Below are 15,053 nucleotides of genomic sequence, written 5' to 3'. Positions count from 1 at the left end.
TGATAGAACAAGATAAGAAAGTAAATCACAGGTGGGAAAGATGACAAAAGAAGAACGAGCAGAAAAATGGTTTCAGAGTGTTCCTGAGGCAGAAGCTATTCCTATACAAACTAAAATGGAGATCTGTAGTCAGGCAGCGAAGCGAATGGCGTTTATCTGGCTTGGCCTACTTGGTGTGGAATGTTTGTTCCTATTCTGGTTCACTGGGGGCGAACTGTTCAATCAAGTAGCGGACTTTCTAAATCAGCTATCAGAAGGGAGCCCCACAAAAAATCGATATAAGGGTCTCGCACTTGCAGGGACTCTTATTTGTCTGCCTGTCTTGATCTTTCCTAGTGTTGTTGCCCATTTCTTTAGACAAGGTTGGATTCAAAAAGAAGCTGAAAAGGTAGTCAAAGTGATGCCCCCTGTTACAAGTGATCAGCCTTATCTAGATGGAGATGAGGGAGCAGATTTTGCGAGCATTTCAGGAAGAATCTTTGCGGATTGGGTGCTAGATGATGGTGAGAAGGAACAAAATGGCTTTGAACTTGAGGAAGTATGGCAGCAACTGGCAGCTGTCCAAGATGGTGATAGGGATTTTCTCACTTTAATACCTCAGCAACCAGTTAAACTAAAGGGGAGTCAGCTTGTATCGGATTTTGTACAGGTTTGTCAGGATGAAGATTCGGACGGTCTTCATTTTGAAATCAGTGTTGCCGATGCTGAACGGATCGACGAGAATGTAATCTACGAAAAAAATGGTCTGAGCGAGAAAGAAACTCAAGACATGCTTCGGACATATTTGGAGAACAGAGTCACATCAGAGCTAGAAGACTGGGAAATTGTACTAGATATGCGGACAGATGAGCAGAAAAATATCGCAATCTATCAGGAAATAACCCAACTGCTAACAGATGATAGTGAGGTACGATCTCGTTTGACCTCCTGTTTTGAATCACCGAAAGCCTATTTCAAGCAGTATGCAGAGAGATATGACGAGCGGGGCATAGGCGAAGAAGTCAATGAAGCTACGATAAAATGGCTTGCTATTGCTGATGAACTGCTCGCTGTGGATGCAGTCATTGAGTTAGACTGGAAGACAGATAAGGAAGAATTCTTGTACCAACTAGAGCCTCTGGCAGCTAAACAAACTCTTGATTTGGAGGAGAATTGGTTCGACGAGGATGATGACATCCCTACTTGGTGTAAGATTTTGGATGAAAGATGGGTTGGACACGATTTCTGTCTTGCTTGTATGGATATTAATAGCGATAGTTATGTGCTATTTATCTGCAAGAGGGATATTCTGGAAAAATTAGTCACCTTGAGTCACACAATCAATCAGCGTTTCGGCCATGCAAAAAATATGTAATTGCTAGTGTATTTTAAGGAGGTAATTCAAGATGACTTTTGTGTTTAAGGATGCACCCAACACAGCCTGTATCGTTTGTCACCATGTCTTGACTGGGAAAAATCCGATTACCTTTATCTCCCACGATGAAGAAGACGGTATGTGGCAATTTCTATGTTCAGAAGACCACAGTAGAGAGGACGCACGCCTCATTTCCCTAGCTGAAGCATTTAAACTAGATGCATCTATCGGACAAGTCGCGGATATGCCTTGTGGCTACGCGGTGGAAAGAAAAGATGGGCTTGCTGGCTGGAAATCATGACCTTCCTAACAGTTGGAGTTCTGTCTAAGATAACTTGTATGAAAATTAAAGAAACCTAGAGAGGCTTAGATGGAAATTGGAAGAAAATGCATTCCAATGGTATAATTAAAGGTGGCAAGACAAGTTAAAGGAGGCCAGCAAATGGAAGCATACGAAAAAGTAGTAGAGATGCTAAATGGGCTAGACATTCCTTTTGAAATCGTGGAGCACGAGCCAGCCTTGACGACAGAGCAAGCTGATAGCTTTATCGAAGGGATCGAAGGTGTCCGTACAAAAACCATGTTTCTCACCAACAAAAATAAAACAGCCTATTATCTCGTGATTATGGATGATAAGAAACGTTTGGATATGGACCTCTTGAAAGACTTGGTAGGAGCCAATAGAATCCGTATGGCTTCCTCTGAGAGCTTGTTTGAAAAAATGATGTTACCAGCAGGTGTTGTTTCTCCATTTGGCTTGCTGAACAATACTGATAAGGACATTCAGGTTTATTTTGACAAAGAAATCATGTCTGAAAAACGGATGAGTTTTCACCCCAATACCAATGAAAAAACTCTCTTTTTGGATACGACAGATATACTCAAATTCCTAGAAGCCATTGGTTATGAGGCTCATATCATTGAGTTATAAAGATTAAAGAAACCGACTAAGTTCATCTTAATCGGTTTTTTGATTATTCTACCTCACCTGGCCAGTGGTTCATACCACCTTCTACATTGGTAACGGTAAGGCCTTGGGCGCTGAGAAATTGACAGGCAGAGGCAGAACGCACTCCACCTTGACAAATGACATGGTATTCATGGTCAGGTTTGAGTTCTTTGTAGCCTTGCTCCAAGGTACTTAAAGGCAGATTTTTTGCACCTGGCGCATGTCCTGCTTGGAATTCATGTACTTCACGTACATCGATAAGATCTAGTTTTTCATTTTGATATTTTTCATAAAAGTCAGCCATGCTGATACTAGTTACCATATTCTACTCCTTCTGGGTTAGCCATTTTGTATAGTGAATAAGCGCCGTCAAGGTTTTGGACGGTAAATCCTGCTTGTTTGAGGATACGCTCTGCGATATAGCTGCGCAAACCACTGTGGCAGCTAACGATGTAGGCTTGGTTCTTGTCCAGTTCGTCCAAGCGTTCCCGTAGTTCGTTTAGGGGGATGTGGATGGTGTCGACTTTGAGTCGACCACTTTGGAATTCGCCACTGGTCCGCACGTCTAGGAATTTCTTTCCTTTAGCTAGTTCGTCTTCGAGCTGGTACCATTGAACGTTGTCGCTGAGACCTTCGATAAGGTTCAAGGCTGCGTAACCCAGCATATTGACGGGATCCTTGGCAGAGCCAAATGGTGGCGCATAGGTGAACTCCAATTCTGGTAAGTCAAAGACGGTGAGATTTCCCTTGATAGCAGTTGCCAGGATATCGATTCGCTTGTCAACGCCTTTCTTCCCAACTCCTTGGGCACCGTAGATTTTTCCAGTGGTTGGGTCAAAGAGGAGTTTCAAGGTCATATCAGTAGCGCCTGGATAATAACCAGCGTGGTCTTTTCCACTGACATGAAGGGCTTTGTAAGGAAGTTGATTCATGCCAAGACTACGTTCGCTGAGACCAGTCGAAGCAGCTGTCATATCAAAGGCACGAACGATAGCAGTACCGATACTGCCTTTGTTAGTACGGCCGAGTCCTGCGATGACGTCCGCCACTTGGCGTCCTTGGCGATTGGCAGGAGAGGCTAGAGAGATGAGGGCATCTTGGCCTGTAATCTCTTGCTTGACGACGATGGCATCCCCAACCGCAAAAATATCTTTTTGACTGGTTTCGTAGTGTTCGTCGACTAGGATACCACCACGTAGTCCCAGTTCAATCCCCGATGCCTGAGCCAGTTCATTTTCAGGTTCAACACCGACAGAAAGGATGGTGAGGTCAGAAGCAATCTTTTGACCATTTTCGAGAACGATGATTTTTCCTTGGTCTTCAAATCGAGTCGCAGACTGAGAAGTGATAACACGGACGCCGTTTGCCAGTAATTCTGCTTGGACAAAGGCCGCCATTTCCTGATCTAATGGTGGCAAGACATGGGGGGCTTTCTCCACGATGGTGACTTGCAATCCCCGTTTCGCCAGGTTTTCAGCCATTTCAAGCCCGATAAAGCCTGCACCGATAACGACAGCTTCTTTTGGATGATTGTCCAAGGCTGCCATAATTTCATCGAGGTCAGGAACATTGCGAAGCGTGTAGGCATTCTTAGCTTCTGCCAAGCCTTCAATGGTAGGAACAAATGGTTTAGCTCCTGGAGAGAGGATCAGCTTGTCATAGCTTTCTGTGAATTCCTGTCCATCGTATCGGACCGTCACAGTGTGTTCTTCTGGCGAAATCTGGATGACCTCGTGAAATGGTCGCACATCGAGATTAAAGCGTGCCTTGAGACTTTCAGGAGTTTGAACCAATAAACTATCACGGTTTGCAATTTCTCCTGAAACATAGTAAGGAAGTCCGCAGTTTGCAAAGGAAACAAAGGACCCTTTCTCAAAAATAATGATCTCAGCGTCTTCCATGAGGCGTCTGAGACGGGTTGCTGCTGACATACCGCCTGCAACTCCCCCGACAATGATAATTTTCATTGACTTTCTCCTTTATGCTTCTAGATGACCTTACCTGTCCAAGCACTCATACCGCCTCGGACATTGATGACATCGTAGCCTTTTTTCTTAAGCTTTTTCGCAGCTAGTTTGCTTCGTACACCAGAATGACAAATGACATAGAGTGTTTCTGTTGTCGCTGGTGTGTAAGAACCGATTTCCGTTAAAGGAACATTTTTGGCATTTTTGATATGACCTCTACGGAATTCCATAGGCGTCCGAACATCCAGTAGCTGAATCGGTTCCTTGAGTTTAGCTTCTAACTCGCTGGTAGAAATACTGTCAATTTTTGTAAATAATAAGTGAAACATAGGCACCTCCAAATATACCCTTATGGGGTATATTAAATCATGAAGTCAAGCTTTTGTCAAGCAAGTTGTTTTGACTTGGGAGAGGGCTTGGTTTTGAGAGTATAGAAAGCAGGCTATTCTTGACCTTTCAAAGGCTTTTTGATATGATGGGTCCAAAGTAAGTGTGAGGTGATAAGATGGCTAGCGAATACCAGAAAATGATAGCAGGGGAGCCTTACCGTCCGTCGGATCCAGAATTACGGGCCTTGGCTCAGACAGCACGTCAGAAGCAGGCTGATTTCAATCAGGAGCTAGATCCCTTAAAAGGTGCGGAGATTATCAAGACTTGGTTTGGTTCAACTGGGCAAAATCTCTATGTCAATCCACGCTTGGTGGTTGATTATGGGGTCAACATCCATCTAGGGGAAAATTTTTATTCTAATTGGAACTTGACCATGCTGGATGTTTGTCCGATTCGCATCGGGAACAACGCCATGCTTGGCCCCAACTGTCAATTTTTAACCCCACTCCACCCACTGGATCCGCATGAACGCAATTCAGGGGTCGAATACGGCAAGCCCATCACCATCGGAGATAATTTCTGGGCTGGAGGTGGTGTCATTGTCCTTCCTGGGGTGACACTGGGTAATAATGTCGTCGCTGGAGCAGGGGCCGTGATTACCAAGTCCTTTGGAGACAATGTCCTTCTAGGCGGTAATCCTGCGCGAGTTATCAAGGAAATCCCTGTGAAATAGAAGTGAAAAGGAACAGCTAGGGCTGTTCTTTTTATGAGTTTTAGTCTTATAAATTTTTCTTCTTTTTGGCTTTCTTGGTCAAGGAGACATCGCACTGGGGAATCTTGGTTTAAAAAACCTATTAAAGGTAGTCTAGCGTTCAAAAATTGTTTTTAGCAGTCCTTTCTAAAAAATTACTAGGCGAAACGTAATTGAAACTGAATTTAAGGGAACTTTCAGAAAAGTTTTAGTTTTGTTTCAGGAATCTTCTGTAGACTGTCTAGCTATATCATACGAAGGAGAGGAAAAAGGTATGAAATCAAAAAAATGGACCCTGCTCGCAACGAGTTTAACGGCAATGGTGCTGCTGGCAGCATGTGCCCAGTCAACAACTACATCCAATACCAATGCAACGACAAATAGTGCAACAACTGCAACAAAGACAAACCAATCATCCTATTTTACAGAGAAGGACAATGATACTTCTTATGATGAAAGCACAGCTTCTAAGATTGAGTTATCTGGCTCATCTGCAAACGTCTCTGGAGATGGGGTGACAGTCTCTGAATCAACAGTGACCATCACAAAATCTGGAACCTATGTGATTTCAGGTCAGTCTGACGGAGTGCAGATCAAGATTGAGGCAGATAAGTCTGCAGATGTTCACCTAGTCCTAAAAGGTGCGACCATGACCAATACCAATGCAGCGATATCTGCGACATCAGCTGGCCATGTCTACTTGACTCTAGCAGAGGGAACCACCAATAGTCTCTCTGACTCAAGCTCTAACAGCGACGAAAAAGCTGACGCAGCTCTCTTTTCTAAGGTGGATTTGACCATCAACGGGAAAGGAACTCTCAATGTAGATGGCAAGAAGAACAACGGTATCAAGGCCAACGACAACCTCCACATCACGGGTGGAACTTATAACATCACAGCGGTTGGCGATGCCTTTAATGTCAATGATGAACTCAATATCACTGGTACGACCATGACCATCGATGCCAAAGAAGATGGCGTCAAGGTGGACAATGATGAGGACACTTCAGTCGGAACCATGTACCTATCCAACAACAACATTACCGTTACAGCAGGAGATGATGGAATTCACGCTTCTGGTAACCTAGTGATTGATAGCGGTACCTATACCGTCAAGAATTCGACAGAAGGACTTGAAGGTAAGTCAATCACTATCAACGGTGGGGACATTACTATCTACTCAACAGATGATGGAGTCAATGCAGCTAATAAAAGCGCCCAACAGAGTGAAATCTTCTTCACCATGAACGGCGGGAACCTGACAGTAGAAGTCGGTCAAGGAGACACAGACCCAATCGACTCAAACGGCAATATCACAGTCACAGGTGGAACCATTAAAATGACTGGCCAAACAGGTTTTGACTTTGATGGAACAGCGACCTACACAGGTGGAGATATCTATCTCAACGGTGAAAAACAAACGGAAATTGTCAACTCTATGCCTGGAGGCGGTGGACCTGGTGAGGGACCTCAAGGAAATGGTGGTCCCGGTGGTGGTGCACCTGGTGGACACCCATAAAATAAAACTCTCCTTTCTCGAAAGAGAAGGGAGAGTTTTTGTGTTGTTACTAGAAGAAATGTAAAGACAACTCCTTGACACTCCGTCAGCTTTTGATACAATAGTACAAAATTAGAGGAGGTGGGCGATGATTCAGAAGCATGCGATTCCCATTTTAGAGTTTGACGACAATCCCCAAGCGGTCCTTATCTCCAATCACGAGGGTTTAGACTTAAAGTTGCCAAAGAAATGCATCTATGCATTTTTGGAGGAAGAGATTGACCGCTACGCTCAGGAAGCAGGAGCGGACTGTGTTGGTGAGTTCGTTTCTGCCACTAAAACTTATCCAGTGTACGTCATCAACTACAAGGGTGAGAAGATTTGTCTGGCCCAGGCGCCCGTGGGGTCTGCCCCAGCGGCCCAGTTTATGGATTGGTTGATTGGCTATGGTGTGGAGCAAATCATATCCACTGGAACCTGTGGCGTCCTAGCCGATATAGAGGAAAATGCCTTTCTCATCCCTATTCGCGCTCTGCGAGATGAGGGGACCAGCTACCACTATGTAGCACCTTCTCGTTATATGGAGATGCAGATTGGGGCTATCTCTGCCATTGAGCAAGTCTTGGAACAAAGAGGCATTCCTTACGAGGAGGTTATGACTTGGACGACAGATGGTTTTTACCGAGAGACAGCTGAAAAGGTTGCCTATCGTAAGGAAGAAGGCTGTGCTGTTGTGGAGATGGAGTGCTCTGCTCTTGCGGCAGTAGCTCAACTACGTAGGGTTGTCTGGGGAGAACTGCTCTTTACCGCAGATTCCCTGGCGGATCTAGATAACTACGACAGTCGTGACTGGGGCGTAGAAGCTTTTGATAAGGCCCTCGAACTCTGTCTTGCTATTATGCACCACATGTGAGTGCTCTTACTATTTTTATGGTACAATGTAGCTATGGTATTCAAATCATTTTTTGAAAAAATAAAGACGACGTTGTCTCGGTTATCGCCAGCCCGTCGTATCTTTTTAAGTTTTGCCTTAGTTATCTTCTTGGGCTCGCTCCTTTTAAGCCTTCCCTTTGTGCAAGCAGCAACGTCACAAGCGACCTACTTTGATCATCTCTTTACAACGGTATCTATGGTCTGTGTGACAGGGCTCTTCACCCTGCCAGTGGCCTCTACTTATAATATCTGGGGACAGCTAATCTGTATGCTGTTGATCCAGATTGGTGGTTTGGGGCTCATGACCTTTATCGGAATCTTTTATATCCAAGGCAAGCAAAAGCTCAGTCTTCGTGGCCGGGAGACCATTCAAGAAAGTTTCAGTTATGGAGAAACCCAGTCCTTAAAGGATTTCATCCGCTCGATCTTTCTGACGACTTTTTTGGTGGAAGGGATTGGTGCCTTTCTCTTGAGTTTTCGCTTTATTCCCGAATTTGGCTGGGGCCGAGGGGTGTTAACTTCTATCTTTTTGGCTGTTTCAGCCTTCTGTAATGCTGGATTTGATAATTTTGGAAGTACGAGTTTGATAGCTTTTCAAACGGACCCCTTGATCAATCTAGTGATTGCGGGTTTGATTATCACGGGTGGTCTAGGATTTATGGTCTGGTTTGACCTAGCGACCCAGTTTGGGAAAAAGAAAAAACGCCGCCTGCGTTTCCATACCAAGTTGGTTCTCTTTTTAACGGCGGGAATTTTACTCTTTGGAACCGTATCGACTCTCTTAATTGAGTGGAACAATCCTGGAACGATTGGAAATCTTAGCGCTCCAGAGAAATTGCTGGTTAGTTTCTTCCAGACCGTCAGCATGAGAACGGCAGGTTTTGCTTCCATTGACTACACCCAGGCTCGACCGGTGACCTTGTTCATCTATATCCTGCAGATGTTTCTGGGAGGGGCACCTGGGGGGACAGCAGGGGGGCTCAAGATTACGACCTTCTTTGTCTTGTTGGTCTTCGCTCGTAGCGAACTATTGGGCTTGCCTCATGCCAATGTGGCTCGGAGGACCATTGAACCCCGAACCGTGCAAAAATCTTTCAGTGTCTTTATTATCTTCTTGCTGACCTTCTTGCTGGGCTTGATCCTGCTAGGAATAACAGCAGAGGGAAATCCGCGCTTTATCTACCTCATGTTTGAGACCATTTCAGCCCTTGCGACAGTTGGAGTGACGGCAAATTTAACTCCGGAGTTAGGTAAGTTAGCCCTCAGCATCGTTATGTTGTTGATGTTTATCGGTCGTATTGGTCCCTTGACACTACTGGTCAGTGTAGCGGAATACCAGCCAGACAAGAAAGATACGATTCACTATATGAAAGCAGATATCACTATCGGATAAGAAAGGAAAAACGATGTCAGATCGGACAATTGGAATTTTAGGCTTGGGAATTTTTGGGAGCAGTGTTTTGGCTGCCCTAGCCAAGCATGACATGAATATCATTGCTATTGATGACCACGAGGAACGCATTAATCAATTTGAACCAGTGTTGGCGCGTGGAGTAGTTGGAGATATCACGGATGAAGAACTCCTTCTATCAGCGGGGATTGACACCTGTGATACCGTAGTTGTCGCAACGGGGGAAAATCTGGAGTCCAGTGTTCTCGCGGTTATGCACTGCAAGAGTCTAGGAGTGCCGACCGTCATTGCCAAGGTCAAAAGCCATACAGCTAAAAAGGTGTTGGAAAAAATTGGTGCAGACGCAGTTATTTCACCAGAGTTTGAAATGGGACGCTCATTGGCACAGACCATCCTCTTTCATAACAGCGTAGACGTCTTTCAGCTAGACAAGAATGTATCGATTGTCGAGATGAAAATCCCCCAATCATGGGTAGGTAAAAGCCTCAGTCAGTTAGATTTGCGTGGGCGATACAACCTCAACGTACTAGGTTTTCGTGCCTACGAAAATGCTCCTCTGGATGTCCAATTCGGACCTAATGACCTCTTGCAGGCAGATGCCTACATCATGGCCGTCATTAATAACCAACATTTGGACACCCTAGCTGAACTGAGTGAGTAGGAGAGGAAGGGTACTCTCTTTCCAAATAATTAACGAGTCAATATAAGTATTTTATAAGAGGGATTTAAGAAAAATTTTAACTTTTTCTTAATCCTTTTTAATTTTAGGAGATTATACTAGAGTCATAAAAAAAAGAAAACTCTAAGGAGAATCCTATGAAATTCAATCCAAATCAGAGATATACTCGTTGGTCTATTCGCCGTCTCAGTGTCGGTGTTGCTTCAGTTGTTGTGGCTAGTGGCTTCTTTGTCCTAGTCGGTCAACCAAGTTCTGCACGTGCTGATGTCGTCAATCCGACTCCTGCCCAAGTCGTGCCAGACGCTGCTTCGGTGAGTGAAAAGAACGACTTACCAGCAGAGGTTCTCAAAAACGCAGTCGATGTAGCTCTTCCTTCAGAACAAGCAGACTCAGCACCTAAAGCAAGCTTGGATACCACAAGCTCTTCAGAAAAAGCGGACGCAACTGCTAAAGAACCTGCAGTAGCGCCAAAAGAAGAAGTACAAGCACAACCTGACTCTAAGAAACAAACAGAAGATGCAGTTAAACCTGTGGAAAGTCCTGCGTCTACAGTTTCTGGACAAGACCGTGAAGCTAGTGAAGCGCAACCAGCGACCACCCCAGCTGAAGTGCAAAAAGGTGTGGCTGACAACACCAAAGATACAGTAGATGTCCCAGCTTCTTACTTGGATAGAGCCAATTTCCCAGGTCCATTTACAGCTGGTGTCAACCAAGTCATTCCATACGAATTCTTTGCTGGTGATGGCATGTTGACTCGCCTGATCTTGAAAGCATCCGATAAGGCTCCATGGTCCGACAACGGAACAGCTAAAAATCCCGCTCTCCCACCAGTAGAGAAATTGGGCAAAGGCCTTTACTTTTACGAAGTGGACTTGGCCGGCACCCAAGGAAAATCTGATAAAGAGCTTCTTGACCTTTTGAAACAAAATGGTACACAAAGCTATAAAGCTACTATCAAGGTGTACGGTGCAAAAGACGGCAAGCCTGACTTAACTAATCTGGTAGCGACTAAAGATTTGGATGTTAACTTGAATGGCTTGACCACCCCAGCTGAAGTGCAAAAGGGTGTGGCTGACAACACCAAAGACACAGTAGATGTCCCAGCTTCTTACTTGGATAGAGCCAATTTCCCAGGTCCATTTACAGCTGGTGTCAACCAAGTCATTCCATACGAATTCTTTGCTGGTGATGGCATGTTGACTCGCCTGATCTTGAAAGCATCCGATAAGGCTCCATGGTCCGACAACGGAACAGCTAAAAATCCTGCTCTATTGCCACTTGAAGGCTTGGCTAAAGGTCAATATTTCTACGAAGTGGATTTGAATGGCAATACGGTTGGCAAAGATGGTCAGGCCTTGCTGGATCAACTTCGAGCTAACGGAACCCATACATACCTAGCTACTGTTAAAGTCTATGGATCTAAAGATGGCAAACCTGATTTGACCAATCTGATTGCTACTCGACAAGTAACGATTCGACTTCGTGGAAAAGAAATGGCGACAATACCATCTCAACAAGGTCAGATGAATACGAAGCCTTCTGAAACAGGCTCTACAGGTACGACTGAGGGTATGATGGGTACAAATCACCATATGTCAGATATGAAAGTAGATCAACCAGCTTCTAGCCCAATGGCTAATATGATGAAAAAAGATGATAAAGCGATGCTACCAAATACTGGGGAAGCTCAAACAGCTACAGCTGGCCTTGGTATCTTTGGTCTAGCCTTGGCAGGTCTTGTTGGACTTTTGGGTTTGACAACCAAACGAGAAGATTAAGATTCAAATCACTTAAACATTAGGGAAAATAGTGTTATACTAAAGCAAGTATAACACTGTTTTTATCGAAGGAGTGTCAGATGAAAAAGACAATTTTGCTGGTTGATGATGAGATAGATATTCTAGATATTCAAAACCGCTATCTTATACAGGCCGGTTACGATGTTTTGGTCGCCCATGATGGTAAGGAGGGATTAGAACTTTTCAGAAAAAAATCTATCGACCTCATTATCACAGATATCATGATGCCCAATATGGACGGTTATGATTTTATCAGCGAAGTTCAGTATATCGCTCCGGATCAACCCTTCCTCTTTACAACTGCTAAGACAAGCGAACAGGATAAGATTTATGGATTAAGTTTGGGGGCAGATGATTTTATAGTCAAACCCTTTAGCCCACGCGAATTGGTTTTAAGAGTGAATAATATCTTGCGTCGCCTTAGCCGTGGAGGAGAGACAGAACAGATCGAGTTTGGTGACTTGGTAATCAACCATGTGACTCATGAGGTTCGCATTGGGGAGCAACCATTGGAATTGACAGTAAAATCCTTTGAACTTCTATGGGTATTAGCCAGCAATCCTGAGAGAGTCTTTTCAAAGACGGAACTTTATGAGAAGGTATGGCAAGAGGACTATGTGGATGATACCAATACACTCAATGTTCATATCCATGCTTTGAGGCAAGAGTTGACCAAGTATACGAATTCCAATGCTCCTGCTATCAAAACTGTCTGGGGTTTGGGCTATAAGATGGAAAGACCAAGAGGTAGAAAATGAAATTAAAAAACTATATTTTAGTGGGGTATCTAGTGTCGACTCTACTAACGATTTTGGTCGTTTTCTGGGCAGTCCAACGAATGTTGATTGAGAAAAGTGAAGTTTACTTTCTAGTTGGAATGACCTTGATTGCTAGTTTCATTGGCGCTGCAGTGAGCATCTTTCTTTTGTCGCCAGTGTTCTCTTCTCTGAAACATTTGAAAAAACAAGCTCAGGATATAGCAAGCAAGGATTTCAGCACAGAAATTGAAACCAAAGGCCCATTAGAATTTCAAGAGCTGGGCCAGGCTTTTAATGACATGTCTCACAATTTGCAAGCTACCTTTCAATCACTTGATGAGAGCGAGCAAGAAAAGAGAATGATGATTGCGCAGCTCTCTCACGATATTAAAACTCCCATTACCTCCATTCAGGTTACTGTGGAGGGAATTCTAGATGGAGTGATTAAGGAAGAGGAACGGCTCCACTACTTAACCACGATTGGTCGGCAAACCGAGCGTCTAAACAAGCTAGTGGAGGAATTGGATGTTCTGACTCTTAACACCCAACCTCAAGATACTGCCGATGAAGAAGTCGAAGAGGTCTTTTTAGATCAGCTGTTGATTGAGTCAATGAGTGAATTTCAACTCCAGATTGAACAAGAGGAGCGGGATGTTTACATTCAGGTATCACCTGAGTCGGCGAAAATCAAGAGCCATTCTGACAAACTTTCTCGTATTCTGGTCAATTTGTTAAACAATGCCTTTAAATATTCAGAACCAGGAACCAGAATCGAGGTTCTTGCCCAATTAACAGAACAAGAACTGACAATCAGTGTGAAAGACGAGGGACAGGGGATCCTTCCTGAAGATTTGGAAAAGATTTTTAAACGACTTTATCGTGTAGAAACTTCGCGAAATATGAAGACGGGTGGACATGGATTAGGACTTGCGATTGCACGCGAACTAGCCCATCAGCTTGGTGGCGAAATCACAGCAGAAAGTCAATATGGCTTAGGAAGCAAGTTTACATTCAGCCTCAATTTGAAATAAAGCCGTAAAATCCCTTTACAAATCTAGCTTTTCATGGTACAATAGCCTTTGTGTGAAATAGCAGCAGGAAAGCATGAAGCTCGTCAACAGGTGTCTTATGACAAGTAACCTTTGGCTGTTTAGGCGAAGGGCATCTGCACGAATCAGGGCTTTCTAAGTGACTATTTCCGCCAAATATTATTTATATCAGGAGGACATACATATGTCACGTTATACAGGACCATCTTGGAAACAAGCTCGTCGCCTTGGCCTTTCACTTACAGGTACAGGTAAAGAATTGGCACGTCGTAACTACGTACCAGGACAACACGGACCAAACAACCGTTCTAAATTGTCAGAATACGGTTTGCAATTGGCTGAAAAACAAAAACTTCGTTTCACTTACGGTGTAGGTGAAAAACAATTCCGTAACTTGTTCGTACAAGCTACTAAGATCAAAGGCGGAATCCTAGGTTTCAACTTCATGCTTCTTTTGGAACGTCGTTTGGATAACGTTGTTTACCGTCTTGGCCTTGCGACTACTCGTCGTCAAGCTCGTCAATTCGTAAACCACGGTCACATCCTTGTGGACGGAAAACGCGTTGATATCCCATCATACCGTGTAACTCCAGGTCAAGTGATCTCAGTTCGTGAAAAATCATTGAAAGTTCCAGCAATCCTTGAAGCAGTAGAAGCTACTCTTGGACGTCCAGCATTCGTATCATTCGATGCTGAGAAATTGGAAGGTTCATTGACTCGCTTGCCAGAACGTGACGAAATCAACCCAGAAATCAACGAAGCACTTGTCGTTGAATTCTACAACAAAATGCTTTAATTTTAAGAAATATCTTACAGAAAGCCTACAACAGTGGGCTTTTTGCTTTGTCTTAAAACGTTGATTTCTGGGTTTGCTTAGATATTTGCTAGATTGATTTCATTGCTGCTTCAAAGAATGAGACGGCTTTTTTTGCATTCTCTTTTGAGAGGTGGCTATATATATCCATGGTCATGCTGATTTGCGAGTGACCTAGGCGGTGCTGAAGCTCCTTGTAAGAGGTATGCCAGAGTTAAGCAGTAAACTAGCGTGGGTATGACGGAAACCGTGAAAGCCAATGTTAGGAACGCTAGCACGTTTGAAGTGGGTTCTTAACCTGGTTTGTAAGGTTCGATTATTAGGGTACTCATGTATGAAGTCAGAAAAGACCACCGTTTCAGTACGTCCAAGTTGCCAAGCCTCTTTTACTTGTCTACGTTTGTACTGTTTCAGCATGCTAACAGTTGCTTGATCTATATCTATATCTCGATAACTAGACTTTGATTTTGGGCTATTGGTTTCTTGCTTATAGTTTAGAGTCTTTGTGACGTGGATAACTGCATTATCTAAGTTTATATCAGACCAGGATAGGGCTAAAGCTTCATTGATACGATAATCGACTTCTATATACCAAAAATACCTATCGAGTAACTATCAAGTCAGCGCGAATCAAATACTTTCGCTTCTTTCTTATGGTAAGTTGAATTAATAAAATAATTATGATATTCTTTTTCTATAAGGAAAAAATTAAAATGATTATAAGATAGTTTATTTAGAAAATTAGTCAAAATTTTTTCTAA

At 43.7% G+C, this 15,053-nt stretch carries 15 protein-coding genes and 1 pseudogene; 12 read left to right on the top strand and 4 right to left on the bottom strand.

The features are described from left to right. Positions 1–40: 40 nt before the first annotated feature. The 3 genes from MK403_RS08640 to MK403_RS08630 all read left to right on the top strand — a co-directional run bounded on the left by MK403_RS08640 (position 41) and on the right by MK403_RS08630 (position 2,285). Entirely contained in the window at positions 41–1,354 is a 1,314-nt protein-coding gene (locus MK403_RS08640) for a DUF6630 family protein (protein ID WP_000159361.1), read from the top strand. A 31-nt stretch (positions 1,355–1,385) separates the two neighbouring features. After that, complete coding sequence (locus tag MK403_RS08635) at positions 1,386–1,655, top strand: hypothetical protein (protein WP_000144781.1); 270 nt, start codon at positions 1,386–1,388, stop codon at positions 1,653–1,655. Positions 1,656–1,796: 141 nt separating this feature from the next. Next, positions 1,797–2,285, top strand: coding sequence for a prolyl-tRNA synthetase associated domain-containing protein (locus tag MK403_RS08630; protein WP_268709609.1), 489 nt, complete (start codon positions 1,797–1,799; stop codon positions 2,283–2,285). Between the two features lie 43 nt (positions 2,286–2,328). Here the strand turns inward: MK403_RS08630 and MK403_RS08625 are convergent, their stop codons facing one another. Genes MK403_RS08625 through MK403_RS08615 form a run of 3 tightly spaced genes read right to left on the bottom strand, consistent with a single transcriptional unit; the run spans position 2,329 to position 4,599 of the window. After that, complete coding sequence (locus MK403_RS08625) at positions 2,329–2,625, bottom strand: rhodanese-like domain-containing protein (protein WP_084947468.1); 297 nt, start codon at positions 2,623–2,625, stop codon at positions 2,329–2,331. Beyond that, positions 2,615–4,270, bottom strand: a complete 1,656-nt coding sequence (locus MK403_RS08620) for an FAD-dependent oxidoreductase (protein WP_268709608.1) — start codon at positions 4,268–4,270, stop codon at positions 2,615–2,617. The genes MK403_RS08625 and MK403_RS08620 overlap by 11 nt, the downstream gene beginning before the upstream one ends. A gap of 20 nt (positions 4,271–4,290) precedes the next feature. Further along, positions 4,291–4,599, bottom strand: a complete 309-nt coding sequence (locus MK403_RS08615; RefSeq protein WP_268709607.1) for a rhodanese-like domain-containing protein — start codon at positions 4,597–4,599, stop codon at positions 4,291–4,293. A 176-nt stretch (positions 4,600–4,775) separates the two neighbouring features. Here MK403_RS08615 and MK403_RS08610 point away from each other — a divergent pair, with 176 nt between their 5' ends. The 9 genes from MK403_RS08610 to rpsD all read left to right on the top strand — a co-directional run bounded on the left by MK403_RS08610 (position 4,776) and on the right by rpsD (position 14,274). Further along, positions 4,776–5,333: a sugar O-acetyltransferase gene (locus tag MK403_RS08610; protein ID WP_268709606.1), complete on the top strand. Its 558-nt coding sequence runs from the start codon at positions 4,776–4,778 to the stop codon at positions 5,331–5,333. A 292-nt stretch (positions 5,334–5,625) separates the two neighbouring features. Further along, entirely contained in the window at positions 5,626–6,870 is a 1,245-nt protein-coding gene (locus MK403_RS08605; RefSeq protein WP_268709605.1) for a carbohydrate-binding domain-containing protein, read from the top strand. 127 nt (positions 6,871–6,997) lie between these two features. Further along, complete coding sequence (locus tag MK403_RS08600) at positions 6,998–7,762, top strand: nucleoside phosphorylase (RefSeq protein ID WP_268709604.1); 765 nt, start codon at positions 6,998–7,000, stop codon at positions 7,760–7,762. Positions 7,763–7,795: 33 nt separating this feature from the next. Beyond that, positions 7,796–9,175 carry a TrkH family potassium uptake protein gene (locus tag MK403_RS08595; RefSeq protein ID WP_268709603.1) on the top strand — a complete coding sequence of 460 codons (1,380 nt, stop codon included), beginning with the start codon at positions 7,796–7,798 and terminating at the stop codon, positions 9,173–9,175. A gap of 13 nt (positions 9,176–9,188) precedes the next feature. After that, a complete protein-coding gene (locus MK403_RS08590) occupies positions 9,189–9,854 on the top strand; it encodes a potassium channel family protein (RefSeq protein WP_038806509.1) in 666 nt (221 codons plus the stop codon). 155 nt (positions 9,855–10,009) lie between these two features. After that, the gene (locus MK403_RS08585; RefSeq protein ID WP_213952354.1) at positions 10,010–11,650 is read left to right on the top strand and encodes an SSURE domain-containing protein; all 1,641 of its coding nucleotides are present in this window, start codon (positions 10,010–10,012) and stop codon (positions 11,648–11,650) included. An 80-nt stretch (positions 11,651–11,730) separates the two neighbouring features. Beyond that, positions 11,731–12,429 carry a response regulator transcription factor gene (locus tag MK403_RS08580; RefSeq protein ID WP_000751225.1) on the top strand — a complete coding sequence of 233 codons (699 nt, stop codon included), beginning with the start codon at positions 11,731–11,733 and terminating at the stop codon, positions 12,427–12,429. Continuing rightward, complete coding sequence (locus MK403_RS08575) at positions 12,426–13,460, top strand: sensor histidine kinase (protein ID WP_042768210.1); 1,035 nt, start codon at positions 12,426–12,428, stop codon at positions 13,458–13,460. The genes MK403_RS08580 and MK403_RS08575 overlap by 4 nt, the downstream gene beginning before the upstream one ends. A 202-nt stretch (positions 13,461–13,662) precedes the next feature. Then, positions 13,663–14,274 carry a 30S ribosomal protein S4 gene (gene rpsD, locus MK403_RS08570; protein WP_000092756.1) on the top strand — a complete coding sequence of 204 codons (612 nt, stop codon included), beginning with the start codon at positions 13,663–13,665 and terminating at the stop codon, positions 14,272–14,274. Between the two features lie 88 nt (positions 14,275–14,362). Here the strand turns inward: rpsD and MK403_RS08565 are convergent. Next, positions 14,363–14,868 (bottom strand): annotated as a pseudogene (locus tag MK403_RS08565) (site-specific integrase); the annotation flags it as partial. Positions 14,869–15,053: the final 185 nt, after the last annotated feature.

It is taken from the genome of Streptococcus oralis (genome assembly GCF_026782285.1).
Lineage (GTDB): Bacteria > Bacillota > Bacilli > Lactobacillales > Streptococcaceae > Streptococcus > Streptococcus oralis_CG.
Note: the sequence above shows the minus strand (reverse complement) of the source record. Positions and strands in the feature narration are given on the sequence as shown.